At 39.1% G+C, this 25,951-nt stretch carries 28 protein-coding genes; 14 read left to right on the top strand and 14 right to left on the bottom strand.

Features of this window, described 5'->3' with window-relative positions; translation table 11 throughout:
• Positions 1 to 351 precede the first annotated feature (351 nt).
• Positions 352 to 1,278, top strand: a complete 927-nt coding sequence (locus tag AC4IFT_RS12710; protein WP_490751505.1) for a hypothetical protein — start codon at positions 352 to 354, stop codon at positions 1,276 to 1,278.
• Positions 1,279 to 1,455: 177 nt separating this feature from the next.
• Here AC4IFT_RS12710 and AC4IFT_RS12705 read toward each other — a convergent pair whose 3' ends face one another.
• Positions 1,456 to 1,845, bottom strand: a complete 390-nt coding sequence (locus AC4IFT_RS12705) for a hypothetical protein (protein ID WP_490751504.1) — start codon at positions 1,843 to 1,845, stop codon at positions 1,456 to 1,458.
• A gap of 146 nt (positions 1,846 to 1,991) precedes the next feature.
• Between AC4IFT_RS12705 and AC4IFT_RS12700 the strand changes: the two genes are divergently transcribed.
• The 3 genes from AC4IFT_RS12700 (at position 1,992) to cspE (ending at position 3,742) form a co-directional block, all read left to right on the top strand.
• Positions 1,992 to 2,339, top strand: coding sequence for a hypothetical protein (locus AC4IFT_RS12700; RefSeq protein WP_490734987.1), 348 nt, complete (start codon positions 1,992 to 1,994; stop codon positions 2,337 to 2,339).
• A 394-nt stretch (positions 2,340 to 2,733) separates the two neighbouring features.
• Positions 2,734 to 3,192 (top strand): Hsp20 family protein, encoded by a 459-nt coding sequence (locus tag AC4IFT_RS12695; protein WP_490734989.1) that lies wholly within the window; start codon positions 2,734 to 2,736, stop codon positions 3,190 to 3,192.
• 337 nt (positions 3,193 to 3,529) lie between these two features.
• Entirely contained in the window at positions 3,530 to 3,742 is a 213-nt protein-coding gene (gene cspE / locus AC4IFT_RS12690) for a transcription antiterminator/RNA stability regulator CspE (protein WP_490734990.1), read from the top strand.
• Between the two features lie 464 nt (positions 3,743 to 4,206).
• Here cspE and AC4IFT_RS12685 read toward each other — a convergent pair whose 3' ends face one another.
• The 3 genes from AC4IFT_RS12685 to AC4IFT_RS12675 are packed head-to-tail and all read right to left on the bottom strand — an operon-like array spanning position 4,207 to position 7,370.
• Positions 4,207 to 4,866: a MarC family NAAT transporter gene (locus tag AC4IFT_RS12685; RefSeq protein ID WP_490751503.1), complete on the bottom strand. Its 660-nt coding sequence runs from the start codon at positions 4,864 to 4,866 to the stop codon at positions 4,207 to 4,209.
• A 17-nt stretch (positions 4,867 to 4,883) separates the two neighbouring features.
• Positions 4,884 to 6,518 carry an FUSC family protein gene (locus AC4IFT_RS12680; protein WP_490751502.1) on the bottom strand — a complete coding sequence of 545 codons (1,635 nt, stop codon included), beginning with the start codon at positions 6,516 to 6,518 and terminating at the stop codon, positions 4,884 to 4,886.
• Between the two features lie 3 nt (positions 6,519 to 6,521).
• Entirely contained in the window at positions 6,522 to 7,370 is an 849-nt protein-coding gene (locus AC4IFT_RS12675; RefSeq protein ID WP_490751501.1) for an efflux RND transporter periplasmic adaptor subunit, read from the bottom strand.
• A 1,087-nt stretch (positions 7,371 to 8,457) separates the two neighbouring features.
• Between AC4IFT_RS12675 and AC4IFT_RS12670 the strand changes: the two genes are divergently transcribed.
• The 3 genes from AC4IFT_RS12670 to AC4IFT_RS12660 all read left to right on the top strand — a co-directional run bounded on the left by AC4IFT_RS12670 (position 8,458) and on the right by AC4IFT_RS12660 (position 10,840).
• Entirely contained in the window at positions 8,458 to 10,032 is a 1,575-nt protein-coding gene (locus AC4IFT_RS12670) for a phytoene desaturase family protein (RefSeq protein ID WP_490751500.1), read from the top strand.
• A gap of 96 nt (positions 10,033 to 10,128) precedes the next feature.
• Entirely contained in the window at positions 10,129 to 10,485 is a 357-nt protein-coding gene (locus tag AC4IFT_RS12665; RefSeq protein ID WP_490751499.1) for an MmcQ/YjbR family DNA-binding protein, read from the top strand.
• A gap of 52 nt (positions 10,486 to 10,537) precedes the next feature.
• Positions 10,538 to 10,840 (top strand): hypothetical protein, encoded by a 303-nt coding sequence (locus tag AC4IFT_RS12660; protein WP_490751498.1) that lies wholly within the window; start codon positions 10,538 to 10,540, stop codon positions 10,838 to 10,840.
• A 489-nt stretch (positions 10,841 to 11,329) separates the two neighbouring features.
• Here the strand turns inward: AC4IFT_RS12660 and AC4IFT_RS12655 are convergent, their stop codons facing one another.
• On the bottom strand, positions 11,330 to 11,779 hold the full coding sequence (locus AC4IFT_RS12655) for a DUF1097 domain-containing protein (protein WP_490735004.1): 450 nt from the start codon (positions 11,777 to 11,779) through the stop codon (positions 11,330 to 11,332).
• Between the two features lie 586 nt (positions 11,780 to 12,365).
• Complete coding sequence (locus tag AC4IFT_RS12650; protein ID WP_490751497.1) at positions 12,366 to 13,118, bottom strand: YadA C-terminal domain-containing protein; 753 nt, start codon at positions 13,116 to 13,118, stop codon at positions 12,366 to 12,368.
• A 601-nt stretch (positions 13,119 to 13,719) separates the two neighbouring features.
• On the opposite strand from AC4IFT_RS12650, the gene def reads away from it, so the two are divergent.
• Entirely contained in the window at positions 13,720 to 14,229 is a 510-nt protein-coding gene (def, locus tag AC4IFT_RS12645) for a peptide deformylase (protein ID WP_219249019.1), read from the top strand.
• Between the two features lie 45 nt (positions 14,230 to 14,274).
• Here def and fliT read toward each other — a convergent pair whose 3' ends face one another.
• Genes fliT through fliD form a run of 3 tightly spaced genes read right to left on the bottom strand, consistent with a single transcriptional unit; the run spans position 14,275 to position 16,494 of the window.
• Positions 14,275 to 14,664: a flagellar protein FliT gene (gene fliT, locus AC4IFT_RS12640; protein WP_219249018.1), complete on the bottom strand. Its 390-nt coding sequence runs from the start codon at positions 14,662 to 14,664 to the stop codon at positions 14,275 to 14,277.
• Positions 14,654 to 15,052 (bottom strand): flagellar export chaperone FliS, encoded by a 399-nt coding sequence (gene fliS, locus AC4IFT_RS12635; protein ID WP_219249017.1) that lies wholly within the window; start codon positions 15,050 to 15,052, stop codon positions 14,654 to 14,656. Before fliS ends, fliT begins: the two co-directional genes overlap by 11 nt.
• A gap of 5 nt (positions 15,053 to 15,057) precedes the next feature.
• The gene (gene fliD / locus AC4IFT_RS12630) at positions 15,058 to 16,494 is read right to left on the bottom strand and encodes a flagellar filament capping protein FliD (RefSeq protein WP_490751496.1); all 1,437 of its coding nucleotides are present in this window, start codon (positions 16,492 to 16,494) and stop codon (positions 15,058 to 15,060) included.
• 491 nt (positions 16,495 to 16,985) lie between these two features.
• Here fliD and AC4IFT_RS12625 point away from each other — a divergent pair, with 491 nt between their 5' ends.
• Both AC4IFT_RS12625 and AC4IFT_RS12620 read left to right on the top strand, forming a co-directional pair.
• A complete protein-coding gene (locus AC4IFT_RS12625; RefSeq protein WP_490751495.1) occupies positions 16,986 to 17,882 on the top strand; it encodes a flagellin N-terminal helical domain-containing protein in 897 nt (298 codons plus the stop codon).
• Positions 17,883 to 18,361: 479 nt separating this feature from the next.
• Entirely contained in the window at positions 18,362 to 19,075 is a 714-nt protein-coding gene (locus AC4IFT_RS12620) for an RNA polymerase sigma factor FliA (RefSeq protein ID WP_490751494.1), read from the top strand.
• Positions 19,076 to 19,315: 240 nt separating this feature from the next.
• On the opposite strand, the gene AC4IFT_RS12615 is transcribed toward AC4IFT_RS12620, so the two are convergent.
• Both AC4IFT_RS12615 and AC4IFT_RS12610 read right to left on the bottom strand, forming a co-directional pair.
• On the bottom strand, positions 19,316 to 19,738 hold the full coding sequence (locus AC4IFT_RS12615) for an MAPEG family protein (RefSeq protein WP_490751493.1): 423 nt from the start codon (positions 19,736 to 19,738) through the stop codon (positions 19,316 to 19,318).
• A gap of 31 nt (positions 19,739 to 19,769) precedes the next feature.
• On the bottom strand, positions 19,770 to 20,642 hold the full coding sequence (locus AC4IFT_RS12610; RefSeq protein WP_490751492.1) for an MBL fold metallo-hydrolase: 873 nt from the start codon (positions 20,640 to 20,642) through the stop codon (positions 19,770 to 19,772).
• A 182-nt stretch (positions 20,643 to 20,824) separates the two neighbouring features.
• Here AC4IFT_RS12610 and AC4IFT_RS12605 point away from each other — a divergent pair, with 182 nt between their 5' ends.
• Positions 20,825 to 21,151, top strand: coding sequence for an ArsR/SmtB family transcription factor (locus AC4IFT_RS12605; RefSeq protein ID WP_353242412.1), 327 nt, complete (start codon positions 20,825 to 20,827; stop codon positions 21,149 to 21,151).
• 180 nt (positions 21,152 to 21,331) lie between these two features.
• Complete coding sequence (gene nfsB, locus AC4IFT_RS12600) at positions 21,332 to 21,985, top strand: oxygen-insensitive NAD(P)H nitroreductase (protein ID WP_490751491.1); 654 nt, start codon at positions 21,332 to 21,334, stop codon at positions 21,983 to 21,985.
• 115 nt (positions 21,986 to 22,100) lie between these two features.
• Here the strand turns inward: nfsB and AC4IFT_RS12595 are convergent, their stop codons facing one another.
• Complete coding sequence (locus AC4IFT_RS12595) at positions 22,101 to 22,547, bottom strand: GNAT family N-acetyltransferase (RefSeq protein WP_490751490.1); 447 nt, start codon at positions 22,545 to 22,547, stop codon at positions 22,101 to 22,103.
• A gap of 260 nt (positions 22,548 to 22,807) precedes the next feature.
• Between AC4IFT_RS12595 and cbpA the strand changes: the two genes are divergently transcribed.
• Both cbpA and AC4IFT_RS12585 read left to right on the top strand, forming a co-directional pair.
• Entirely contained in the window at positions 22,808 to 23,749 is a 942-nt protein-coding gene (gene cbpA / locus AC4IFT_RS12590; RefSeq protein WP_490735024.1) for a curved DNA-binding protein, read from the top strand.
• Complete coding sequence (locus AC4IFT_RS12585; protein ID WP_490751489.1) at positions 23,749 to 24,045, top strand: chaperone modulator CbpM; 297 nt, start codon at positions 23,749 to 23,751, stop codon at positions 24,043 to 24,045. The genes cbpA and AC4IFT_RS12585 overlap by 1 nt, the downstream gene beginning before the upstream one ends.
• A gap of 112 nt (positions 24,046 to 24,157) precedes the next feature.
• Here AC4IFT_RS12585 and AC4IFT_RS12580 read toward each other — a convergent pair whose 3' ends face one another.
• Together AC4IFT_RS12580 and kdgK are read right to left on the bottom strand one after the other, a co-directional pair.
• A complete protein-coding gene (locus AC4IFT_RS12580) occupies positions 24,158 to 24,775 on the bottom strand; it encodes a bifunctional 4-hydroxy-2-oxoglutarate aldolase/2-dehydro-3-deoxy-phosphogluconate aldolase (RefSeq protein ID WP_490751488.1) in 618 nt (205 codons plus the stop codon).
• A 12-nt stretch (positions 24,776 to 24,787) separates the two neighbouring features.
• Complete coding sequence (kdgK, locus tag AC4IFT_RS12575; RefSeq protein ID WP_490751487.1) at positions 24,788 to 25,732, bottom strand: 2-dehydro-3-deoxygluconokinase; 945 nt, start codon at positions 25,730 to 25,732, stop codon at positions 24,788 to 24,790.
• Between the last annotated feature and the right edge of the window lie 219 nt (positions 25,733 to 25,951).

The raw sequence follows: 25,951 nt of genomic DNA, 5'->3' as shown, positions 1-25,951 counted from the left end.
CTATAATGTTTCAGATAAAGAGACTACCAACATTGGGGGTTCAACTAGGAGTAAGTCACAATTTCTAACTTCAGCTTTTCGCTCGCAGCAGATCTAATGGTCACCTATGTTGTCCGCTGCGTGCACAGGCTGAGTGAAAACTGTTTTGGTCGCTTAATCTGAAAGAAACCAAGCTGAAAACTGCGCTCATGTGTAAAATTTGGTTCATCAAACCAGTCGAGTAAGATAATGTTCTTTACCAAAACGGGTAAATTGGTATAGGTTACTCACTCGAAATAAAAACATTAATCGTGAAAAAATTAATACAACGTCCTTAGGTGTGGGGTGGTTTTAAAAAATACTGGAGTTATTATGGACAATAAACCTTTAGAACACTTGGCAGAAGATCATATAAAAACAATACTTAGCCATGCTAGTATCAAGTTTCTTAAACCAAATTATGACGAAAATGGTTCAGACCTTGTTTTATTGAATCCAATAAACAAACATCTTGCAAAGCAGATAATTATCCAATCTAAGGGCCGGAATGTAACTACCAGTAGCAGCAATGTCACTATTCCCTCCCAATATATAGTGTCAAACTTCATATGCTTCATCTATCTGAAAATCGATGATGACTTCAATAATTATTGCTATGTTTTTTTTCACGATGACATATTGAATTGGAACTTAAATGCAGAGAGTTATGCTTTGAGTGTGCCAAAAAAATTCAGAGAGTCAGATTATTTCAATAATCACCAATTCAATCCAAATGTGCACATACCGAAAATCAAAGAAATGCTTAGCCAAGCACCTATTCTGAGGCAGAGTTATGTGCATTTTGAGAAAATGGATTTAAAAGAAATATTATTCGAAATGTGGAAAAAATATGACTCATTTCCGGACTTAAATTTGGTGAAAGCCCTTTATGATGACTTAAGTAGTTTAACAAGTTCTATTCCCTTAGATATTTTTTTAATCTGCACAATCGCTAAACATCTAAATAAAATGGAATATAGAACTCTTGATTCATTTATGCAGGATTTGTATGACATTAGAAACATCAACAAGCCAATATCTCAATCGCTGATCATTCATGACATCGAAAACATTGAAAGGCTCGATGGGACTTGGGCTATTTCATATCCAATCGTGAAGTTTGGACAAGTAAATGTCACTTATGATGGGATAGATTACAAAGGACTATATTGTCATATTGGTGATAGAAAAGACCATGTAGAAGTAATGTTATTTGATAATGGAGATTATCTTTGCTTTGGTCAAAGATTGGATATTTAAGTGTACCATCGCATGAAGACTTGTATTTTGCGAGGTGGAAGGTCATGAACTTCCGCTCCTCGCTTAAGCCAGACTGTCAGGCATAGTTGTGTTCTATCCACAAAACCTGTCAGTTCAAGCCTGAGCGAGTACGCCTAATGAATAACCTGCTTTGGCAGGTTTTTTGTTTGCTTGTAGTTATTTACCCCACCACCTAGGGTAATCCTTAAATGCTTCTACAATGTTAGGGTAAAAATCATTAAGCTCTCTTCTGACTTTAAATGTTGAAAATATATTTTCTGAATATCGATGTTCTACGTGAGACCATTCGATATAATTTTCACTTGAGTTAATTATTAGATTAAAATCCTCACCTAAATCAGTTAGTTTTGACTCTTTCTTTTCACTCAAATTTTTGATGAACTCATCAATATCACAATATGATAACCATGTATTTAGGCTCATCGATTGGTAATAATCGAATCCACTCGTTATTATCGTTATTTTGAATTCAACCGAGCCATATTTATCCTCAAACCCAATGGTTTCAAATGAAATATCAAGTGGCTGTCCTATTTTTATATCCATAACTCATCCTAGTCTGGCACGCTATTACCTTTGTTTAAGTTACTTGCATGTGAATTTATAGGCAATACTTATGTAATAGCCAGCTTTGCTTCAATTTGCACTCTCGCTAAGCTAACATTACTGAAACTAATTGGTGGGGTGGTGAGATGAAAAGAGTACTAGCGGTTATGTTACTTGTGTATTTTCCACAGGTGGCAATGGCTACTACATACAGCTTAGATGAGCTACAAACAATGCTAGATAACAATAAAAAGCCTGAAGTAGTAAGGCCTTATAAGCAACTTGTAAAAGTGAAAGAGCTAGGCGACTTCAAGTCTTGCAAAAAGTGGCAAAAAGAACAATTAGCACCGTATGCTGGATATCCACAGGAAGTAGGCGCTTCAATGGAGAAGATATATTCCATTAGAGTGTTTTTGGAGGATAGAACCCTAACATTCAATTGTATTGACCTAGACAATGTGTCTGGCACGATAAATGAAGCAATGTATAAATAATCTAGCCCGTCCTTGGGCTGGGTGGTTATTCAATCAGATAAAGGTTTTGATATCCCAATAAACAGAAGAGTGCACATCCTAGGGGGTCACTTTAGCCATCATTGATGGTGTGACGAGCTGTGCCGAAAATGTGACACAAAAATGATGGAGATACATAAAGGCATTGGGATAACCTGCAAATAATATCCAATATGCCTATTTTATCTTCCAATTAATACTTAAAACCTACCAATAAAAAATTGAAAAAAAGTGCTATAGAGCACTTGAAATATTCGCTGTGAGCCTTATATAAATAACGCACCAAGGTAAAGAGTTACTCCACACTAGGTTTATGATGAATGGTGCATAGGTTATGTGCGTTTAGTTTGCGATATACAATATTGAAGGAGCGTTTATGTCTAACATTCGATCTTTTTCATTATTCCCTGCATTATCGGATAACTTGCTTTCAAACAGATTTGACCAAATAGATAGATTGTTTAGTCAATTAACAGGTAATCGCCCGTTAACTTCAGAGCATCCTTATAATTTAAAACAAATAGATGATACACACTATCAATTAACGGTGAGTGTGCCAGGTTATAAGGAAGATGATTTAACGGTATCCATGAAAGGTGGGAAATTGTGTATACAAGGTGAGCAATCCACTGAATTAAACAATGATTCAGAAAAATGGATCCACAAAGGGATCACGCAAAACAAGTTCTCCCTTGAATTCAATTTAGGTAAAAATGCAAAAATTGAATCTGCTGAATTATCGGGTGGGTTATTAGCATTAAATATTGAATATGAAATTCCAGAGGAAGAAAAAGAGCAAGTCATCGCGATTGAAAATAAAGATGTAAAATCATAATGTTAACAATATTAACCCGCCAGATTTGGCGGGTTTTTTTATGTCTCAAATTGGGGGCTAAATGGCGATTTACTCAGTGTGATTTTGAGAGAATTATGCATAATTTTGTGTCAGGGCGTAAAATAAAATTGCAATTATGTTTTATGTGTGGCTTAATACTCTCACTGGTTTGGAAGTACAGGCCTATTTATGCTAGTCAGTTTAAAGTTGTTCACCATTAAGCGTTATCTCAGATACCCCTTCATTGCGAATTCCTTCTAATTAATTCCATAAGTACCAATAAACAACCAAACAAAAATGTGCCTTATGGCAAATCTAAAAAATTAAAGGAAATTCTATGTCTAATACAATGACTGGTTCAGTAAAATGGTTTAACGATGATAAAGGTTTTGGTTTTATTACTCCTGCTGATGGCAGCAAAGATGTGTTTGTTCACTTTTCTGCAATCCAGAGCGATAGCTTCAAATCTTTAGCTGAAGGCCAACAAGTTTCATTTTCTATCGAAAATGGCGCTAAAGGCCCAGCTGCTGCAAACGTAATTGCACTGTAATAATTAATAAAATCTATTTAGGTTTAATTATTCACCCTTATATCAAAGGGCGATAAAACCTTAGGCTTATTAATAGCCAGTTAGAATATTATTCAAAACCTCGCTCTGCGAGGTTTTGTTGTATATAAGGCTAACTAAATGCATTTATTATAAGCATTATTGTCATCGAGCTAGGAATTATCTCATTCATAGGCTACAGTTAACTGAGTCAACACCTATGATGAGTTAATTCACATGAAAGTGATGTTTATTGGCATTATAGTTATTGTAAGTTTTTGCTTGTTAGTCATTAATGTCTTGGCATTAGGGATTTAAGTAAATCAAATGGTAGGCTCCCTAAAAAGTGAACTGAGGCCATAAAACTAGACAATAATTTAATCTGCCTTTAAGGACTGAATTCTGTATATGACAGGGCTCAGTCCTTTTAATTTTACCTTAGTTTAATGATGGTTATAGGAAAATAGTTAATAAAAGAAGCCCGATCGGGTTAATTCACCAATTCCTGTGATAATAAACTGCACTCCCATACAAACTAATAAAAATCCCATTATTCTTGATATTGCATCGATACCACTTGTCCCAAAAAATTTCATGATCATATTTGAGCTTTTCAAACAGGCCCAAAGAATAATGGAAAATAAGAAAAAAACTAATGGTGGGGCAACTAAAACAACCCAATGAGGGTATTCACTTTCATTCGTGATGACAGATGAGGCCATACTGATGATCATTGCAATTGTTCCTGGCCCCGCAGTACTTGGCATCGCTAAAGGAACGAAAGCAATGCTAGAGGTATTATCCAATATCTTTTCTTCATCACTGTTTTTATTGGCTTCAACAGCTGGGAATAGCATTCTAAAGCCAATGTAAGCGACAATAAAACCGCCTGCGATCCTTAGCCCTGGAATACTGACACCAAACGTATTCATAATGGCTTGGCCTGAATACCATGAAACAAGCATAATAAAAAAAACATAAATAGGCGTTGTATTTATGGTTTTCTTACGAGCATCAATCGTCATTCCACCCGATAAGCCGAGAAATAATGCAACAGTTGTTAATGGATTAGACAAGGGCAATAATACCGCGAGCCCAATCCCAATTGCAGTTAATAATTCAAACATGTCCACCTCGTTTATAATTAGAGCAAGAAATTAAGAATATTATGGCTATATTTTAAGCTAATGTCAGAGTTTGATTTATCGGCTAAATTTACTGAGGAAAGAATCACACTCTTATCTTTGCCTACAGAGACACTATGAATGAGATAAAAAATTTCATCTTTAGCGTCATGTGACTTAGCTAGTTGGTAGAGACTAATTAAGGACAATAAAACATAAAGTTTATTCATGTGCTTAGGGTTAGAAATAGCACTAATATTCAATAGTATCGTATTTTTTAATTTATCTGAATTAAGGTCTTTAGATGTCATGCTGCTAATTTTTTGCAACATAAAATTCATTTTACGTGACTCGATTTGCTGAGCACTACTCAGTGGAATGATATATAGCATCAATATCACAATGATAATGGAAAAAATAAGTGCAATTGAAGTGTTAGCAAAGTAAGAAAAATCAAAATCCATTGGATTGGTGAAATTAATGAGAAATATCATAGAAATGCATACGACATGAGAAAGCAAAAAGGCGAGTTTACCTACGGATTTTAAAACACCAAGAATTAAAAATATTGGTGCCATGATCATTACAGCTTGAGCATAACTAGATGCTTGAATTAAAAAGTAAAACTTCAATATATAGCTGACAATAATCACTAGAATGGCAACGACTAATATAATAAAGGCGAGTTTATTGGCATTGGGGATAGTCACCCCAAATGTAAATGAAATACTCACTAATACAGGGAGTATATAACCATATTCCCAGCCTGTGTTTAGCCAAAATAAGACGCTAATAACCAGGCTGATCACTAGCCTAAGTGTATTTAAAAAAGCATCTTTCCAATCAAAAAAATAATAAAAGCTGTTATCAGTTAAATCACGTTCTTGGTTTTTAAAGTCTAAAAATTGTTTGTAGCTAGTGTATTTTAAAAAGTGTTTATCAACCATGCCCATGATGGAAAAAACGATCAGCATAGGTAACTGTTTTGCTTTACGCTTTGCTGTTTTAAACGATAAAAAATGGCTTTCATATTGGCTTGTTTCATCAAAGCTAATGCTACTTTCCAGTACAGTTTTTAAGCTTGTATGAATTTTATCATTTTGGTGTTTAAACAAGTTTGATAATAACTGTTTTTTTTCTGTTTTTATTTTTTTATCGATTAATTTTGTTTGAGGTATATTCGATTGATTAGGTAGTAGGTAGGTTATAAAAGTGTACACGATAATCCCAATGGTCACTTCCATTAACCGTTCTTGAGATAAGTTAAAAATTGTCATTGGCAATGGGAATACTGATGTTCCGAAAGCAATGATTGCAGAGGTGTAACCCGATAACGAAAACATATATGGCATCATATAACGCGAAATTAATGTCATAAAAAGACATATCGATAGCCAAATAATGATTAATGCAGTAAAAATCCAATGATCGTTGATACTGATATTGGCAATGAGTGTAACAGCAATAACCCCAATAACGCTACCTGATAACCTTGCTGCCATTTTAGCTAAGCTTAGTGATGGATCTGGATAGCCAATAATAGCAACGGTCATCATCGACCAATATGGCTTATCAAAGCCAAAATAAGAGGATAAAAACCAAGCAAGTAAAATAGCTAATGTATACTTGATTGCAAATAACCAGTTTAATTTCATTGCTTACTCTTCAATAAATACAGTGCAAGTCGTTCCTGGGATCAAGGATATATTTTGGTTATTTTGCAGCGATATTTTGACTGGCACACGTTGCGCTAGCCTAACCCACGGGTAGTTGGGTTGCACATTCTCTAATAATTGGTTACCTGTTGATGAGTTATTATCATCGATTGCTCGGCCGATGCTTTGTACTTTTCCACTTAATTCATTGTTATTGCCATATAGCTGTATTTTTGCATTATCCCCTATAACCACATTTGTCATTTTAGTTTCTTCCAAATAGGCGATAACATAGTAGGAGTCTTTATCTACAATAGCGAACAACGGTGAACCTGCATTAATATAATTGCCTGTTCTAAGGTTTAAGTTCGTGATAAAGCCATTTACGGGAGAGAATATTTGCGTTCTTGAAAGATCAATCTTTGCTTTATTTATCTTTACTTTCGCCAACTCTATCTTTTGAGTCAGACTTGCTAACCGAGACTGAGCATCTTCAAGCTCTTCTTTTGAAATGGCGACTTGGTTTAGTTTTGTACGTCTAGCTAATTGGTTTTTTGCAAAGTTATGTTGAATAATCAGTTCGTTGAGTTCGAGTTCAGATTGGCGAACTTTAATCTCATAATCTGTCGGGTCTATAATTAATAACAAATCACCTTTTTTAACTTCTTGGTTATCAATGATTAAAAGATTATCAATTTTACCTGAAACCTCAGCGGTTACTTGGTTGATCTCAGCTCTTATCCGGCCATCACGGGTCCATGGGCTTAATGCATAATGGTTCCAGAGTAAATAAATAGAGGAAATAATGATGAACAAAGAGAGAACGATGATTAAATATTTTCTGATATTCATTTTTACCAACTACGAATTAATAACGAAGTGTATGCATAAAATACATAAAAACAACATAGAGATATCAAACAGATTACCTGCATATTCATATTTGCTCATTAAATTTATATAAGTAGTCCTAAAGATTAACCATGAAAAGAACCCTAAAAAAAATATGAGTATGATCCCAGGTATAAAAACGGTTCCCCCCAAAATAAGATCTGTCATCGGTTATTCCACCATGTATGTATATAAAATTTCATTGTAGTGATATTTAGCAACTTGGCATGTTTGATTTTTTTTAGTCAGCTACCAACTAAATTAATACGGTGTGTTATAACACTATATTATTCCAATGTGTAGTTCTATCGCATTAATCGTTAATTGATTGATACAATATATCATTAATTTATCTGGTGTGAGTACTGTTGAATTAATGGTGAGTAATTAAATTTTTACATATCATTGATGATGTTTAATGTTTTGTTTTTATTGGTTTTTATATTTTTTGTTAAGTTTTTATCTACCCAAAGGTTAGCTTAAACGACTTTTAACAAGTGGATGATTCAAAAAAATCGTTGAGTAAATAATATGGTTTTTATTATTTTAAGAGTGTTTTTAATTATTTTCGACATACTGATTTTTTATTTTGTATGATGATTAAAACGGTATTATCAATAAATAAACACGTGTAAGTTGTTTTTTGTATGATTTATTTAATTTTATCGTTTTATTATTTGAACGCAGTAAGAGTATATTGGTGAAAGTAATATTACTGCGATTAAAATGTATTTCTTAAATTTTATACTATCTACATCGAATATGATTATTCGTTAGAAATACTTATCAATAGCAAGGAAAGCAGCAATGAGTTTCTTAAAAGAAAATTAGGGCATGTTTAACGTGGTATGTTAAATGATTATTATATTATATCCCATTGAAATATAAAGATATAAATCAAAAAACAGATTGCATAAGATAAATTGTAAAAATAAAGAGTAGAAAATAATCTAAGTTATCAAATTCATTATCTAAACTTAAATGGTTTACATGTAAACTAACACTTGGGTCTGGCCTCAAGCTAACAATAAAAATTAAGGGGAACATAATGGATGAACAATATGACGTCGTTATTATCGGCAGTGGTCACAATGGCCTTGTGGCAGGGGCAAAACTTGCGCACAAAGGACTTAAAGTTGTTGTATTAGAAAGTGAAGGTACGATAGGCGGCGCGGCTCGCACAGCTGAAATTACCCAGCCCGGTTTTCACCATGACTTGTACGCAACCAATATTGGGTTATTTTTAGGCTCACCATTTTACCAAGAATACCAAAGCCAGCTACATCAAAATGGTTTTGACATCGTCACCAGTGACCGCCCATATTCAAATGTATTTCCAGATGGCGATGGGATAGGTGTTTACCAAGACCGCGAGAAAACCGATGCGATGTTCCGCAAATACTCCTCGCAAGATGCAGACAGCTTCTGGGAATTACTTGGTTACTTTCAAAAAACCGTTGGGCATTTTGCACCCTTAATGCAAATGGAATTACCTTCATTTAAAGCAGCTAAGCAGTTGTTTTCTATGGTTAGAAACTTAGGTATGGGGGAGTCGCTTAATTTAGCGCAATTAATTCTTAAATCCACTCGTCAATTTTCAGAAGACTATTTTACGCATCCAAAAACCCGAGCACTGTTTATTCCTTGGGCTTTTCACCTTGATTATGGCCCTGATGTGACGGGTGGGGCGACATTTTCATTTTTAGAAAGCTTAAGCGATCACCTTAATGGGCTTTCCATTAGCCGCGGTGGTGTGGGGAATTTAATGCACAGTATTGCCAAAATTATTGAAAACCATGGCGGGAAAGTGCTGACCCAACGAGACGTCACTGAAATCATCATCGAAAATGGCAAAGCGATTGGCGTAAAAACGGCTTCAGGGAAAACCTTCGGTGCAAAAAAAGCGGTGATTGGCAATATTACGCCAACACAAATCGTTAACTCACTGATTAAAGAACAACACTTACCGAGCAGTTATATCCAAAAAGCGAAACGCTACCGTTATGGTGCGGGTACGATGATGCTGCACTTTGCATTGGATAAACCCCTTGAATGGAATGCTGGGGAAGATTTCTCTAACTTTGGTTATGTACATATTGGCCCTTATACAGACGATATTTCTGCAACCTTTGACCAAGCTCAACGAGGGATTTTACCGGATAGCCCAATGCTGGTGGTCGGGCAGCAAAGTCGAAGTGACCGAACACGCGCACCAGAAGGGAAAGAAACGCTGTGGGTACAAGTCAGGACATTACCATTTTCGCCAACGGCAGACTCCCGCAATGAAATTGCTATTGGGGACTGGGGTTCTATGAAGCAGTCTTATGCCGAGCGTGTCATTGATAAAATTGCGGATTACGCGCCAAATATCAAACAGAATATCCTTGATTATGCGGTTTTATCTCCCGCAGATTTAATGCGGCATAACCGAAATTTGGTGAATGGTGACAGTGTATCGGGGAGTCATCAAATCAGCCAAAACTATATTTTTAGGCCTTTCCCAGGGCACTCTCGGTATAAAACACCGATTAAAAACCTGTGGATGATCGGTGCTGCGACGTGGCCGGGAGCGGGGCTTAATGCTATTTCGGGCTATTTGGTGGCGGATCATATTTTAAAATAGCGCATTGAACTTCACTAAAATTATCGTGAGCCTGATTAGGTTCACGATAAAATTCCCTTTATAATCATGCACACTAAGACGCGCAGGGGACCCACGATGAACCGAAATGAATTGATTGAGTATATCCAAAATAATTATGGTGTTGACCCAGAATACCCATGGGCAAGAGCGCCGACGTTTGCGACCTTCAAACATGGCAATAATGCAAAATGGTTTGCAGTGATCATGGATATTGCCGCTAAAAAGGTGATAGAAAACGGCGGAGAGGAAAAAATTGATATTGTGAATGTTAAAGTGCCGCCTGAATTAGTTGGTTCATTACGGTTACAAAAAGGCATTTACCCCGCTTATCATATGAATAAAGAGCATTGGGTGACGGTTAAATTGAGTAGTGAAGTGAGTGCAGCTGAGTTGACTGCCTTGGTTGATGAAAGCTACCGCCTAACCACTTAACTTGCGATAAATAGTCAGCTCCCCAAACTTCCCTTTATAGACAGAAACAACCATGCTTTATCATTATATATCTCAAGCCTTAGCAGCCCAGAATTGTACTTTATTGAGTGACCACAAATGGCAAGATCCACTATCAGAAGTGATAGTCAAAACCCGTCAATGGCAATTTGCTGATGACGTTGTGATTTCATGTACTGAGGAAATCGAAATAGAGCAGGTTGACTGTGATAATCAATGCCCAGAACGTTGGATTATTTGGCAATTAGTACAAGAGAATGGTCTGAATGTTTGGCCAAAAAGAAAAGAATTTTTTAATATTTGCCAACAAAACTTTTGGTTGAAAATGCAAAAATAGCGTTCGCTCTAAAAACGACCTATTTTTTCACTAACTATTTTATATTTAGCATTTTCCCCTCCTACTCGGAAATGAGAAATAACACATATTCGTCTTCTATAACGCCGTTTCATATTGAAACTTACTAGTGTTTTAGTTAAGGCATTCTAATCTGATTGTTTTTTTACACCTATAAAGCGTACAGATAAATCTGAATTTAATTAACCATACAAACAATGGTTTCAGTTGTAATTAAATTTCATACAGATAGATAAGCTTACCTAATCAAAAAATGAATCTCATATCAATTTTTTATCATTTTATTAACAATATTTATTTCATTTTCTTCGATTGGCTATGTAAGCTTACTTAGTGGTTATTCTAATTAATTACCAATTAAATCATTATGTTATATATTGTCGTTATGAAAATTTAAGGTAATATCAGTTCTGTTTGAAATTCCCTTGGTTTTATTTATTCTTTTATGCCGCCGAGAGGCGGCTTTTTTTATCACTTTTGTGCTAGCCACATTCCGCTTTTCTTCATCGCAAAACCAAACAGTACACCAACCAGTAATGATTGAATAGTGACCAGCCACGCCCCTTGTGCAGCAAAAATGGTGCAGGTACCCACAAAGGTGCCGGGGATATATGACAACCACTGTTTTTTCGCTTGAATGCACATAAAAAAGGCCACAAAACCTGTGACAAAATAACCGATAAAACTCGGTAAATCTTGCAAATAGCTGCCGCTATGTAAGATAACTAACCCCCATACGACGCCGCTGCTAACAGTCAGTGCGGTAATACCTAGGCCTTTGAGGCCATCTTTCGGGTAGGCAAAGTATGCGGTACAGCCCAGAAAGCCAGCCCAGCCAATTAAGCCAAGTAAATCAGCGACCCACGCCCATAGGCCTGAGAGAATTGCGGTAGTTAATGAAAGGCAAAAAAGTAATTTCACAATAGCGACTTCAAATTAGAGTTAATCAATTCAGAGAACCTTCAGCTGCTGCTTACGGTTGCTCAGTGCTGCATTGTTATGCTTATTTAAAAATACATAATTTGTTGGCTCGATTCAGCTTTTGGCTAATTAAAATAGCTATAGCGCATTTCTTAACGAAATTTGCTTTAACATATTAATAAATCACGATTATTTTGGATTGCCAATAAAGGTGAGAGCAAACAAAGGCGAGCATTGTATCCAGCTGATCCTTATGTTGCAATTTGTATCTGCGGTTATTTATCTGAATTCACAACCTAGATCAACTGCAAACGTTTACCTGTGTTTTTTAAAGAAAAAGTACGAAAATGTATCTATTTAATGAATTGGAATTCTCGCTATGCATAGCTTATTTACCCAATATTCTATCTCCCTGAATATATTCATTTATGTAATAAATAGAAGAAGCCACTAAGCTAGCACAATCATATAACGCTAGGCATATTGCACCACGCATATTGTACAAGATAAGCAGCATCCTCTATTTTATTTAGCCGCGTAACGTGCTTTGAGACTTGGCAGAAGAAAGCACGGCGATTACACAGCGTTACCAGCCAACAGCGACGCCCGCTCCAATCACTGGGCTATTGGTATTATTCCACGCGATAGAGCTACGCAAGTTCACATTTTTTCTCACTTGGTACTGTGCCCCTGCGGCAAGTGCTTTGCCGTTTTTATAATGGCCAATACCAAGCCCTGCACTGAAGCGGCTATTTAAGGAATAGGGGATATTGCTCATGGCGGCGACAGAGGCGATGCCTGAATTGGCTTGTTTGGCGGATTTATTGATTTTATGTTTTAGCTGCGTAACTTGCTGCTCATAGCGGTTATCGAGCTGAACAATTTTTTCATCCAGCTGGTCGTTGATATTAATAATTTCCCCATAAACTTGATCACTGAGTTTATCCATTTTGTCGAAGCTTTGAAGGCGAAGGTTATCAACACTGAGGTTGGTGTAGTTTTGACTTCGGTTTGCTGCATCTTCCAATTTTAACTCAGCCATTTTATTGCTGTTTTTTAGCTGGTTTTCAATGTCTTTCTTATTATTAGCTTGGCCGGCAGTCAGGTTTTTGGTGATGTGGCTTATTTTTTTGATATTGTTGCGATTTATATCGGTAAGGGACTCAAAGTAATTCATTCGGTCATGGAAGTTTCGCTCATTACTCGATAGGCGGCCTAAATCATACTGGATTTTCTCAAGTTCCGGAGGGGATGGAGGAAGGGGGTTAGCTAGTGAGTAGCAAGACACAGTGACAAGCAGTATTGAAGCAAGCGAAATGGCGCGGTTATTTATTCTCATATTGAATTCCTTATCAATAATAAATTATTTATTCCATTTTTATTTGTCATCATTTTAATGACATCCTTATGCTAGGAGCTTTTGGCTAAAATGAAAAATCGCTTATACAAGGCGGTTTACTCGGGATATTCGTGGTGGGGTAGTTTCACGCCAGTGTTATTTAAATCAGTGATGGCAAGTGGCTACAAATAGATAATTGTGAAATGATTAATTTGCTAAATGACACTTTTTGCACATTTTAGGTGAAGTTTGTTAAATAACATGGTATTTTTCTGCCAAGCCGCATTGTACCTTGTTTTTACACGAAATTTTAAATTGCTTGGTCAGGCGTTATGGCGAAAAAACCGTCAAGTTGCGAGTAAGGTTAAATCACAATGTCATTTTTTGCCTATTTTTGGCAAATGAAAAAGTTGATAATGTTTTCCATACTTATTTATTAGGCTATTCATTAGAAAGAAAGGCTCGCAAGCCTATCCCCCCTTAACGTGTTTAACGCGCGGTGTTGAGGTGCTTGCTTATGCAACTTTGTTCGTTTAGATAATTTGGCTGAGCAATAGATTCAATTATTAAGAATAAAGACTGAATTCATAGGATTTAAATTATGGCAGTAAGAGAAATTATTGAAATTCCCGATGAAAGACTGCGCATTAAATGCAGCCCAGTGACGGATTTCGCCGCGGTACAAACGTTAATCGATGATTTAATCGATACCATGTACAGCACTGATAACGGCATTGGCCTTGCTGCTACGCAAATCGCAGAAACCAAATCCATTATGGTGATTGATATTTCGGAAAATCGTGATCAACCGATGGTATTTGTGAACCCTGAAATCGTCGAAAGCGAAGGGGAAACCAGCTACCAAGAAGGGTGCTTGTCAGTGCCTGAAATCTACGCGGATGTCGACCGTTTCTTACGTGTGAAAGTGAAAGCGTTTGATAGACACGGCAAGGCGTTTGAGGTGGATAGCGATGAGTTTTTAGCCATCGTGATGCAACATGAAATTGACCACTTACACGGCAAAGTGTTCCTCGACCACTTATCCACGTTAAAACGCAATATGCTGCTTAAAAAGCTGAAAAAACAGCAACGTTTAAAACAGCAGCAATAGTCGTTGGAAGAGGCGTGTCAGGTTTGTTGGCCTGACACACAAATTTTATTCCCTAGGGCGAATGACTAACGGGGCGTCGGGCTCATCAAATTGCCCATAGCTGTTATTGAGCACCCGTTTTTGGTCTAATTGCTTAATTTCTTTGCTTAAAAAATTTAAATGCTGTTGTAAATATTCTTTAGTCACACGTTCATTTTCAATAATTTTATGCAATAACTGAATAAATTCCTCAGTGATTGGCTGCTGTTCTTCGAACGCTTGCGTTAACGCGGTGAGGTTTTCCACCGCAAGGACATACTCCGTTTCGCGGGAGACCAGAGTCTCCCATTCCCCAGATTGCGCTAAGGCAACTAAATTTTCACTTAATACTAAGACATTACGGTATATTTCTTGTAAATCGATAGGATTTTTATTGTCCACCTGATTATCTTTCATCCACATTTGCACCGATTTGTTGCCATGCAGAGGCGATATCGGAGAGTAACTGGTAAACTTCTTGGACATAAGCCACGTTGTTTTCGAGGTTGGCACGGAGTAGCTGCATTGTCATATACTCATACAAACTTGCTAAATTTTCTGCAAGTTCGCCGCCAGCGTCATAATTTAACGACTGCTTTAACCCAGTGTCAATGATGTCGATAGCTTTTGAGATTTCTTTACCTTTTTCAGCCACCTTCCCTTGCTGCATAAAAATCTCCCCGCGTTTCAGGGCACTTAGCGCCCCTTTAAACAGGATTTGGATCAGCTGGTACGGGGTCGCGTTGGTGATTTCACTCTCCAAATCGACCTGCTGGTAGGCGTGTTTTGCGTGACGTTGATACATATTTTTTAACCTAAAAGTCGGCCTAATGAATTACTGGTGCTGTTGAGCGACGTCATCATTTTGTCCAAGTTTTGGAATTGACGGCGGTACATGTCCATGGTGTTTTCGATTTGCTTATTGGTCTGCTCAATTCGTTTATCTAAATTTCTTCTTTTCTTCTGCATTCCATCAGTAGCGTTATGTAGCGTGCCTTCTTTGCTGTCTAAGGTGTCTTTTAAAAAGTTAAAATTTTGCGTACCAAAACCGGTTTCTTTGCCGTCACCAGCAAAAAACACTTTGACGCTAGAAGGGTTTTCTTTAAGCGCTTTATCCAGCACTTTATTATCGATTTCTAATTCGCCATCCAGCTTTTGCTTAATACCCATCTTATTCAGTAAATTCACTTCACCACTATTTTGAGCGCTGCGTACTTGAACACGTAAAGTATTTTGAATTCCTCGTAAGGTTGAGTCACCCACTAATGGACCATTAGTTTTATCAGGCGCAGTACCACTCTGGGTTGGCGTGTATTTTGTCAATTCTTTGGCTAAGGTTTGGAATTCATTATAGGCATCCACCCACGCTTTAATTTTTTCTTTTGCAGGCTCAATATCTTCAGAAATGGTTAAATGGTCAGGTTTGCCATCTTCACTTTCTTTTTTTAGTGTTAAGGTTAAACCGGGAAATAGGTCTTTCGCTTCATTAGTTTGTGACTCTAGTTCAAAGCCATCAATAAGTAATTGGGCATTTTGTGGGGTAACTTTAGTATCCATTTCAGTATTTTGAATGGAGACAACTTCTTTACCATCAACAACGTTAACGACAGACTCGACATTCATTAACTTTGCAAGTTTATCATCCCCTTCAACATTAATATTAATACGGTTATCTATACCTTCTTTTTTGGATGTTACGACCAGATGATATTTATTACTGACGTCTTTAATTACTGATGCAGTGACACCTTTATCAGCTTTATTTATCGCATCTGCAATCTCAATCAAAGACGTATGGTTGTTATCTAATTTAATAACAATTTTATCTTTTTCTTCTTTTTGTGACGGCTGAGTGATGGTGATAGTTCTTTCTTTAGCATCACTACCAAGCATGGCTTTATTATCATCTTGCCCTTTTGTAGCAATAGTTTGCGCTTTGGCAAGTTGCTTAATTGTTACATCATGCACACCTGTAACGGCTTTACCATCAGTCTTCACATCAAAGGACTTATATTCACCAGTAACCTTGGTTGTGCTGATATCGCCGTATTTTTTTAAGTCTTCTGCGGCTTTTTTCAGTTTTTCTAAGGATGACTTCATTTTTCCGAAGGCGCTAATTTGTGCATCATAAACCGCTTTTTGTGCGGTTAAAGGCTCTAAGCGACGGCGTTCCATCCCTTCTAATTGGTCCATTTGTACGTTTAAATCTAAGTTTGACCCGATACCGAGTGTGGATATTCCTGCCATGTTTTCTCCTACGCTATTCTCGTCATCCTTCAAGTTGCAGGGGTGTTGACTTTGCTCAGCTAGCCGAATCACATACTTGTGTATGCTCATCGGCCTATCTTCACTTGTCGCTTACCTGCAACCCGAATGATTTAGAGTCTATGCCTGTGTCATTAACTCTGAAATAGAGTCTATTTAGAGTCTTATCGGCAAAACGGAGCAAAATTTTAGACTATTCTGAAAAAGAGTGATGGCGAGAGCTAGCAAGGGAAAGGTAGGTAATTATCTCTATTGGAATTAAATAATAAGAAAATGGATAAAAATAAACTAATTTCAAACAAAATAACAAAGTAAAAAGCGAGTGCCAGTGCAGCTTTTGCCACTATTGATGAAATTTTTATTCAAAAAGCCTAAAGGGGTTTTGGTTACAGCCGATAAACATATTGCTGACGAAAATCACTCAGTTAAGCACATAGGCTTAACTTATTAATTTGAATAACAAGGACATTACCATGGCACAAGTTATTAACACTAACATTCTATCTCTGACAACTCAGAATAACTTAAACCGTTCACAAGGCGTATTAGGTACGGCGATTGAGCGTTTATCTTCAGGTTCACGTATCAACAGCGCAAAAGACGATGCGGCAGGCCAAGCGATTGCTAACCGTTTTACGGCGAACGTTAAAGGTTTAACTCAAGCATCGCGTAATGCCAACGATGGTATCTCTATCGCGCAAACGACTGAAGGTGCATTAAATGAAATTAATGATAACTTACAACGTATTCGTGAATTAACAGTTCAGGCTAAAACTGGAACTAATTCAGGCTCTGATCTTAGCTCAATTAAAGAGGAAGTTACTCAGCGTTTAAATGAAATTAACCGTATTTCAGAGCAGACTAAGTTTAACGGTGTTGCTGTGTTAGAAGAGAACAAAAAGTTGGATATTCAAGTAGGTTCAAATGACGGTGAAACAATTTCTATTGAGTTAAAAAAAGTTGATTCAGTAACACTTAAATTAGGATCAGCTGCTGCTGATGATGCTGATGATGCTGCAAAAGACATAGCTTTAGTTGATAAGCTTTTTAAAGTTACTGCTGCAACAACTGATGACGCTGAAAAAGTAGAAGTTTTGGAGGGAGCTCTTGGTGTTTTAGATGAAGCAATTGCTTCCGTAGATGCTAACCGTTCACAATTAGGTGCGATCCAAAACCGTTTCCAGTCTACCATCAACAACCTGAACAACTCTGTTAACAACTTGAGTGCTGCACGTAGCCGTATCGAAGATGCTGACTTCGCAACTGAAGTTTCTAACATGAGCCGTGGTCAGATTCTGCAACAAGCAGGTACTGCTGTGTTGGCGCAAGCTAACCAAGTTCCACAAGGTGTTCTGAGCCTGTTACGTTAATTCGTGATTGGTGGATGATATTAAAGGCCAGCTTGCTGGCCTTTTTTATGCCCGTCATACTTCGCGCCGCAGCGTTGTTGGCTACACTAGATCCAGTATGCTCCTAGGGATAATCTAGTTTGCCGCCTAGCTGCAACACGAATTATTTAGGGCTCGCTTTAGCATTTTTTAGGTCAAAAACCAAACCAAACCAAACCAAACCAAACCAAACCAAACCAAACCAAACCAAACCAAACCCTAAAGATAATCTCTTTTAAATCAAAAATGGCTTCTCAAAAAAACAACCACTCCCACTTGTATTACCCGTAAAATCCCCTGAAAATTAAGTTAAAACAACCATTAACCTTGTGATTATTCAAATTTGACCTATTTAGGATAAGGGAAATAAAGCCACATTTATTGCCTTACTCTACGGATTGAAATCAAAACCAACACAGATAATGAATACCTTTTATAAAGCTTGAAGGGTGATTCAGGTTGTGAGCGATTTGTATACTGCCGAAGGTGTGATTAATAAAAATAGCCTATGGGAGCGTTATTACCCTCTAATACGCCATGAAGCCCTGAAACTGCAAGTTAGACTACCCGCCAGTGTTGATATCGACGACCTAATTCAAGCGGGGGGCATTGGTTTACTGCATGCATTGGAACGTTTCGATGTTACCCAAGGGGCATCGTTCGCCACCTATGCGGTGCAGCGTATTCGTGGCTCAATGCTTGATGAACTGCGCAGCCGTGATTGGGTGCCGCGCAGCGTGCGCCGCCAAGCAAGGGAAATGACCAAGGCCATAGGCGTGTTGGAACAATCACTTGGGCGCAGCGCGACGGAGCCAGAAATTGCTAAAGCACTGGATATCGAACTGTCTGAGTATCGCCAAGCGTTGCTGGATACCAATAACAGCCAGCTATTTTCCTACGATGAGTGGCATGAAGTTCACGGGGAAAGCTGTGAGCCGCAGATGGATGAGAGCGGCGGCGGTAACCCGCTGAGTTTGCTGATGGAGTCGAGCCTGAAGGCGCAAATTATGGCGGCGATAGACCAACTGCCAGAGCGCGAGAAAATGGTGCTGACGCTGTATTACCAAGAGGAGCTGAATCTGAAGGAGATTGGCGCAGTGCTGGAGGTGGGGGAGTCGAGGGTGAGTCAGTTGCATAGTCAGGCTATTAAGCGCTTGCGCGGCCGTCTCAAATAGATGCTCGTCATACTTCGCACCACAGCGTTGTTGGCTTCACGAGTTCACCCTAGTCACATACTTGTGTATGCTCCTAGGGCTAAACTCACTCGCCGCCTAGCTGTAGCACGAATTATTTAGAGCATCGCTACTGAGTTAAAAAGTATTTTCTTGAAATTATTCTTTAGGTCACCGCAGTGGCGTTAAAATAAATTTAAGTAAGGTTGACACTTGGCCAACCTATAAATTATTTCCTTGCCGTTAAATTGCATTAATCGCGATATTAATACCCATCCAAATCATTGTTACGATTTGGGCAAAGAAGAAAATAAACCGCCATGTGGCGACCTTATCTGTTTGTGTTAGGCAAATATGGATAAGGCTTTGTGCAATTCGGCTGATAAATACAATAATGGCTAACGTATTAAGCAGAGTGCTTTCAGTGTGAGTGAAGTTCATGGCGACGACAATCGCCGTGTAAACGGGTAAATTTTCAATACAATTACGATGGGCGGCAATAGCACGCTGGTACCAATCGCTCCCTTGTGGCTTATTGGCTTGCCACTCTCCAACCGTTGCTCGCCCGGTTAAAATGCGCGACCAGCGGTATACACCAACGGTGCCAAATAAAATTAACAGTGTCCAGCCTGCAAAGGCTAATAAAATCCAAGTTGGTGTATTCATTTCATGTTCCAATTAATCAGTGAGGGAAAAATTATTTCGTTTTAAAAGACAGCGGAATTTTTAAATATTGTGTGCCATTGGATTCTGGCTCAGGAAATTCCCCAGCTTGTATATTGACCTGAATAGACGGCAACAATAACTTAGGCGCCGCAAGGCCTGCATCACGCTGTTCGCGCATAGCGACAAACTGCGCTTCGGTAACACCGTCGTGCACATGAATATTTGAGGCGCGAGCCTCTGCGACTGTCGTTTCCCATGCATAGCTATCACGCCCCGGTGCTTTGTAGTCATGGCACATATACAGGGTGGTTTCTTTAGGAAGCGCAAATAATTTTTGAATCGATTGATACAAGGTTTTTGCATCACCGCCCGGAAAATCGGCCCTTGCAGTGCCGTAATCTGGCATAAACAGGGTATCACCAACAAAAACAGCATTTTCAATATGATATGAAACACACGCAGGCGTATGTCCTGGGGTATGGATCACTTTTATTGGGATATGCCCAAGCATGATTTCTTCGCCTTCGGTTAAAAGCTTATCAAATTCAATGCCTTGAGTTGAAATATGCGTTTGGTTGAATTTTTCAGCAAAAATCTTTTGCACATCTTTAATATGCTCACCAATGGCTATTTTTGCGCCCGTGAGTTTTTGTAGATGTACCGCTGCACTTAGGTGATCCGCATGTGCATGAGTCTCTAATATCCAAACAATTGCTAATTTCTGCTCCGATGCACTTTTTAATACCGCATCAGCAGAGGTGGTGCTCACGGTTCCACTGGCATGGTCATAATCCAGTACAGGGTCGATGACCGCGGCTTGCTTTGTTGCAGGATCGGAAACCAAATAAGTCACCGTGTGGCTTTCTTCATCAAAAAACGCTTGGATATCGACTGTTGTGTCCATGGTGTTCTCCTCTATATCGAAAACTCATTATATTAGTAAATGCTAAATTAGCAATATCTAATTTAATAATGACTAATTTAGTTAAATCTAAATTAATATTTGCTAATATTCAGGTTGTGCTTTACAGTGCACTGTTCTGAGAGGAAATGTGTTAACATCTCACGGTGCACAAAGGGGGCGGTATGGTGAATCAAGACGACTTTTTACGGGATGGAACAAAAAAAGCGGCACAATTATTGAAGGCAATAGGGAATGAGCATCGGTTGCTTATTTTATGTTTATTGCTGAAATATGATGAAATTGCGGTGGGAGAACTGCATAAATTAGTGTCGTTGAGCCAATCTGCGTTATCCCAGCATTTAGCAAAAATGCGTGAAGAAGGCCTTGTGACCTTTAGGCGTGATGCTCAGGTCATCTATTACCGCATTGATAATCCAGATGTTGCTAACGTTATTGGCACATTGCGGGATATTTATGCCCCTAAAGCTATCGACGTGAAAAATACGTAATAAAGCGAGCAAAAGGGAGGCGGTTATCCCCTTACCTTGGCTTCCCCCTGTACAATATCCCCGTTTCCGCTGTTTCTTCGGTGTAGAGATTTACCAAGTGAGTAGGTTTTTAATTAATATGATGATGTGCGTTAAAAAAACATCGTCATCGCTATTATTGTTATAAATAGGAAAAAAGTTATGCCAATTATTGATGTCGCAATGAAACGTTATGCAGCAAAGTCATTCGATTCAACTAAAACGATCCCAGAAGATGTTTTTGCAAAAATAAAACAGCTACTGAGATTCAGCCCTTCAAGCGTCAACATTCAATCATGGCATTTTATTGTTGCGAGAAGTGAAGAAGCTAAGCAACGAATGGCGAAATCAACGGAAACGGATTACGCATTTAACACGCCTAAAATCCTTGATGCATCATGTGTGGTGTTATTCTGCGCAAAAACAAATGTTGATACAGCGTATACCAATAAAATTCTTGAGCAAGAAGCCTTAGATGGCCGTTATGCGTTGGAAGAACACAAAGCGATGATGGCAGGCGCAAGGGATTTCTTTGTTAACTATCATGAGGATGCAGTAAAAGATTTACCTCAGTGGTTGAAAAACCAAACGTTTATCAACTTAGGTAACTTTTTATTAGGTGTTGCTGCATTAGGCCTTGATGCTGTCCCAATGGAAGGGATGGATTTCGCTATCCTTGATAATGAGTTTTCACTGGCAGAACAAGGGTTAGAGCCTATCGCAATGGTTGCTCTAGGATACCGCACAGAGGATGATTTTAATGCGGGATTAACGAAGTCCCGTTTACCTGAAGATGCGATCATCACTGAAATTTAAGTGAATACAGGTTTTCTTCAAATGAAAAGGTAAGTCGCTAATATGGCTTGCCTTTACCTCGCCTTGAGACGTTATCAACCTATATTATCAGGGCGAGTCCTTCACACCCTCAATATCAATCCCCATCGGTGGACTTGGCCAAATAATTCTCCGCGGTGGTGTGCCATGCACGGGGGGATTGAGTGAAGCCCAACTTCAGGTATTCGGTGAGGTTGCTGTCGGTGGAGAAAAATAGAATTTGGCAGTCGGGGGGAAGTTCTTCGGCGGCAATACGCATTAATTGTCGGTCGATGCCGTGTTTTTGATAATGTGCGTCAATGGCAAGTTCGCAAATATAGCAGCAAGAACTAAAATCCGTGACGGCGCGGACAAACCCTACTACCTGCTCGTCATCCCATGCACTAATCAATAAATCCGCGTTATTCAGCATTGCATCTAATTGAGTTAGGTTATCGGTTGAAACCGTGTCTTTAAACGGTGACTGAAGAATTAACCGAATAAAATCCTCAACTGAAATGGCGAAATTCACTTTAAAGTTCAGGCGGCTGGCAATAGCATCCATAGTGTTTCCCTTGCAATTAAATAGCTCTCCTATAGGTTTAGCCTGAAATGGTGAAAATTTCCTGTTTTTGTGGAATTTTATCAATTTGCATCGTCATTATTCGCAAATATATTTAATATTTATCATGGTTCTACTATTCCAATTACCATGTAAATGTCTTAAGTTAAATTCAAGGTAAGTCATTATGCTTAGCCCATGTAAAGAGTCAGGCAAAGCACCATAAGAATTCTATTCAACAGACAAGTGAACGAGATATGACTATGGAACTAAAGGATTATTACAGCATCATGGGTGTGCAACGCACCGATGATTTGAAGACCATTAAGACCGCGTATCGCCGTTTAGCGCGCAAATACCACCCCGATGTTAGCAAAGAACCCGATGCGGAAGCGCGTTTTAAAGAAGTTGCCGAAGCGTGGGCGGTACTGAGTGATAAAGACAAACGCGCAGAATACGATGAGATGTGGGAGCATCGAAACGACCCTTATTTTAACCAAGGGGCTCAAGGGCAGCAAAGCCATTCATACTCCCAACAAGGTTTTGATTCAGGGAATTTCGATGATATTTTCTCATCGATGTTTTCTCAACGTGCACGTAGTGGTAGCACAAGGCAGCCTCGCAGCCACCGCGGGCAAGACCTCGAAGTTGAATTAGCTATTTTCCTCGAAGAGAGCCAAGAATCACACAAACGCACCATAAGCTACAATTTGCCAGTTTATAATGCCTACGGTTTTATCGACAATGAAATCCCCAAAACATTAAATGTGACAATCCCTGCGGGGGTTATCGATGGGCAACGCATTCGCTTAAAAGGGCAAGGTACCGCAGGGGAGAATGGCGGTGAAAACGGTGATTTATGGATTACCATCCGCATTGCACCACACCCATTATTCGATATTAAAGGGCATGATTTGGAAATTGTGGTGCCTTTAGCCCCTTGGGAAGCGGCGCTGGGCACTAAAATCACCGTTCCAACCCTAAAAGACCCTATCGTTATTACGGTTCCTGCAAATAGCCAAGTGGGTCAAAAATTACGGATCAAAGGAAAAGGGCTGGCGCACAAGGGGCATGCCGGGGATTTATACGTGATTATAAAAGTGGTGATGCCAGATAGCAGTGATGCGCAATCTAACGCACTGTGGCAGAAGTTGGCGGAGGCACAACAGAGTTTTGACCCACGTAAGAATTGGGGAGGAAAATAATGGAACAGTTAACAACACTCACCGTTATTGATTTCTGTATTCATACAGGTATCGCCGAAGATGAATTACAGGAAATTGTCGGGCTGGGAATAATCCAACCGATTGAAACAACTCGCGAATGGTTATTTGATGACCAAGCCGTGGTTATTGTGAGAAGGGCGGTGCGCCTTTACCATGAGTTAGAGATTGATTGGCCGGGTATTGCAATGGCGATGAGTTTAATGGATCAAAATGACAGTCTGCGGCGTGAAAATGAGATGCTGCGGTTACAACTCAAACGCTTTATTGATGAGTAATATCAACCATTAACCAAGTTACAGCGTTTGGGGTTAGTGAATATTAAGCATAAAAAAGCCCTTATCATGGGGATAAGGGCGTAATGACGACAACGAGATTTTTTATTGTTAATTAAAGAGTCGCCGCTTCGGCAATGAGTTTACCGAGCGCTTGCCAGTCTTCTTTATCAATTAAGTCATTTGGTACCATCCACGAACCACCGCAGACCAATACTGATGGTAACGCCATGTATTCTTTAATGTTTTTCACACCGATACCGCCGGTTGGCATAAATTTCACTGGGTAAACGGCGCCAAGGGCTTTTAGCATCGCAACGCCGCCAGAGGCTTCGGCTGGGAAGAATTTTAATGTGGTCAGGTTAAATTCAAGAGCCTGTTCGACGAGGCTTGGGCTATTTACACCAGGAATAATAATCACCTTTTTTTGTTGGCAATAGGCAACGATTTTTGGGTTAAAGCCCGGGCTAACGATAAAGTCCACGCCGGCATCAATGGCTTGGTCAACTTGTTCAGTGGTTAACACGGTACCCGCCGCAATCAGTAATTCAGGGTAGGCGGCACGCATATTTTTAATGGCTTGTACGGCGGCAGGGGTACGGAATGTCACTTCCGCACACGGTAGGCCATTTTCCACCAAGGCTTTAGCAAGTGGTGCGCCGTGCTCTGCGTTATTAATGGTGATCACGGGAACAACGTTCAGTTTTTTAATTCTTTCAATCAGTTGATTCATGGCTAAAGCCCCTTAACATTTTCCTAAATCGGTGGTTGGCATGGCCTCGGCTGGAATAATCGCTCCCCGGTGTTGGATAACGGTTCCTGCCAGTAAGTGGCCAGTTTTTGCTGCGTCGCACGGTGTGCCGCCCAAAATACGGCAGGCAAGATAACCTGCACTGAATGAATCCCCTGCGGCGGTGGTATCAATGACGTGACTGACTTTATTGGCCGGTACTTCATAACGTTCATTATCGATGATCACGTAGCAGGCCTCTGCGCCACGTTTGATCACTATCTCATTTACACCATACAGTTGCGTGCGTGCAATAGCTTCGATTTCGTGGCAATCCCCATACAGGAGTTGCTCGTCATCAAACGTCAGAAATGCAATATCGGTTAATTTTAAGATGTGCTGGTAAGCCTGTTGTGCGGCTTCTTTTGATGGCCAAAGTGCAGGGCGATAGTTATTATCAAACACAATTTTCGCACCGTGCTGTTTGGCTTGTTGCAGTATTTCCATTAAAAGTTGGCGAGCTGCGTCAGGCAGAATCGCTAAGCTGATGCCACTTAAGTAAATAAATTGTTGTGAATTAAGAAGTTGCTGTGTGTGTGCTTTGCTGTTGTCATCCAACCAAAATTTGGCAGCAGCGTTATCGCGCCAATAAAAGAAACGGCGTTCGCCATCGGCGGAGGTTTCAATTAAGTACATACCCGGCAAATGTTTTTGTGAAATCGATACGGCTTCGGTGTTGATACCTTCTTGTTGCCAGCTATCAAGCATTTGTTGGCTGAATGGGTCTTCCCCTAAACCAGTGATATAACGCGTTGTAACACCGTGTTTTTGGGTTAAACGAGACAGATACAGCGCAGTGTTTAGCGTGTCCCCACCGAAGGCTTGCTTATATAGCCCCCCTGATTTTTGCAATTCAACCATGCACTCGCCAATGACGGCAACTTGCGGATGTGTACTCATATTTATCACCTGCACGATTACGACTGTGTTATCGATTACTGACTTGATGAGGCTATTAAAACGCATTTAGTGCAGAACTTCAATAAAAATGAAACGCTGTTTTAAAAATAATGAATCGCTGTTCTTGTTTTTGTGAGGCTCGACAATTATGCTATGCCGTATCACGTGGTTTTAATTGGCTTTATGATATTATCGCGGCCAATCTAATAGGATGAAGAA

Source organism: Providencia sp. UF-183, assembly GCF_058246155.1.
The sequence above is the reverse complement of the archived record's forward strand: the minus strand, read 5'-3'. Positions and strand labels throughout refer to the sequence as shown.

Excerpts from the sequence above, each read along its gene's own strand:
- AC4IFT_RS12710 (WP_490751505.1), top strand. The coding sequence starts at position 352 with ATGGACAATAAACCTTTAGAACACTTGGCAGAAGATCATATAAAAACA.
- AC4IFT_RS12705 (WP_490751504.1), bottom strand. The coding sequence starts at position 1,845 with ATGGATATAAAAATAGGACAGCCACTTGATATTTCATTTGAAACCATT.
- AC4IFT_RS12700 (WP_490734987.1), top strand. The coding sequence starts at position 1,992 with ATGAAAAGAGTACTAGCGGTTATGTTACTTGTGTATTTTCCACAGGTG.
- AC4IFT_RS12695 (WP_490734989.1), top strand. The coding sequence starts at position 2,734 with ATGTCTAACATTCGATCTTTTTCATTATTCCCTGCATTATCGGATAAC.
- cspE (WP_490734990.1), top strand. The coding sequence starts at position 3,530 with ATGTCTAATACAATGACTGGTTCAGTAAAATGGTTTAACGATGATAAA.
- AC4IFT_RS12685 (WP_490751503.1), bottom strand. The coding sequence starts at position 4,866 with ATGTTTGAATTATTAACTGCAATTGGGATTGGGCTCGCGGTATTATTG.
- AC4IFT_RS12680 (WP_490751502.1), bottom strand. The coding sequence starts at position 6,518 with ATGAAATTAAACTGGTTATTTGCAATCAAGTATACATTAGCTATTTTA.
- AC4IFT_RS12675 (WP_490751501.1), bottom strand. The coding sequence starts at position 7,370 with ATGAATATCAGAAAATATTTAATCATCGTTCTCTCTTTGTTCATCATT.
- AC4IFT_RS12670 (WP_490751500.1), top strand. The coding sequence starts at position 8,458 with ATGGATGAACAATATGACGTCGTTATTATCGGCAGTGGTCACAATGGC.
- AC4IFT_RS12665 (WP_490751499.1), top strand. The coding sequence starts at position 10,129 with ATGAACCGAAATGAATTGATTGAGTATATCCAAAATAATTATGGTGTT.
- AC4IFT_RS12660 (WP_490751498.1), top strand. The coding sequence starts at position 10,538 with ATGCTTTATCATTATATATCTCAAGCCTTAGCAGCCCAGAATTGTACT.
- AC4IFT_RS12650 (WP_490751497.1), bottom strand. The coding sequence starts at position 13,118 with ATGAGAATAAATAACCGCGCCATTTCGCTTGCTTCAATACTGCTTGTC.
- def (WP_219249019.1), top strand. The coding sequence starts at position 13,720 with ATGGCAGTAAGAGAAATTATTGAAATTCCCGATGAAAGACTGCGCATT.
- fliT (WP_219249018.1), bottom strand. The coding sequence starts at position 14,664 with ATGAAAGATAATCAGGTGGACAATAAAAATCCTATCGATTTACAAGAA.
- fliS (WP_219249017.1), bottom strand. The coding sequence starts at position 15,052 with ATGTATCAACGTCACGCAAAACACGCCTACCAGCAGGTCGATTTGGAG.
- fliD (WP_490751496.1), bottom strand. The coding sequence starts at position 16,494 with ATGGCAGGAATATCCACACTCGGTATCGGGTCAAACTTAGATTTAAAC.
- AC4IFT_RS12625 (WP_490751495.1), top strand. The coding sequence starts at position 16,986 with ATGGCACAAGTTATTAACACTAACATTCTATCTCTGACAACTCAGAAT.
- AC4IFT_RS12615 (WP_490751493.1), bottom strand. The coding sequence starts at position 19,738 with ATGAATACACCAACTTGGATTTTATTAGCCTTTGCAGGCTGGACACTG.
- AC4IFT_RS12610 (WP_490751492.1), bottom strand. The coding sequence starts at position 20,642 with ATGGACACAACAGTCGATATCCAAGCGTTTTTTGATGAAGAAAGCCAC.
- AC4IFT_RS12605 (WP_353242412.1), top strand. The coding sequence starts at position 20,825 with ATGGTGAATCAAGACGACTTTTTACGGGATGGAACAAAAAAAGCGGCA.
- nfsB (WP_490751491.1), top strand. The coding sequence starts at position 21,332 with ATGCCAATTATTGATGTCGCAATGAAACGTTATGCAGCAAAGTCATTC.
- AC4IFT_RS12595 (WP_490751490.1), bottom strand. The coding sequence starts at position 22,547 with ATGGATGCTATTGCCAGCCGCCTGAACTTTAAAGTGAATTTCGCCATT.
- cbpA (WP_490735024.1), top strand. The coding sequence starts at position 22,808 with ATGGAACTAAAGGATTATTACAGCATCATGGGTGTGCAACGCACCGAT.
- AC4IFT_RS12585 (WP_490751489.1), top strand. The coding sequence starts at position 23,749 with ATGGAACAGTTAACAACACTCACCGTTATTGATTTCTGTATTCATACA.
- AC4IFT_RS12580 (WP_490751488.1), bottom strand. The coding sequence starts at position 24,775 with ATGAATCAACTGATTGAAAGAATTAAAAAACTGAACGTTGTTCCCGTG.
- kdgK (WP_490751487.1), bottom strand. The coding sequence starts at position 25,732 with ATGAGTACACATCCGCAAGTTGCCGTCATTGGCGAGTGCATGGTTGAA.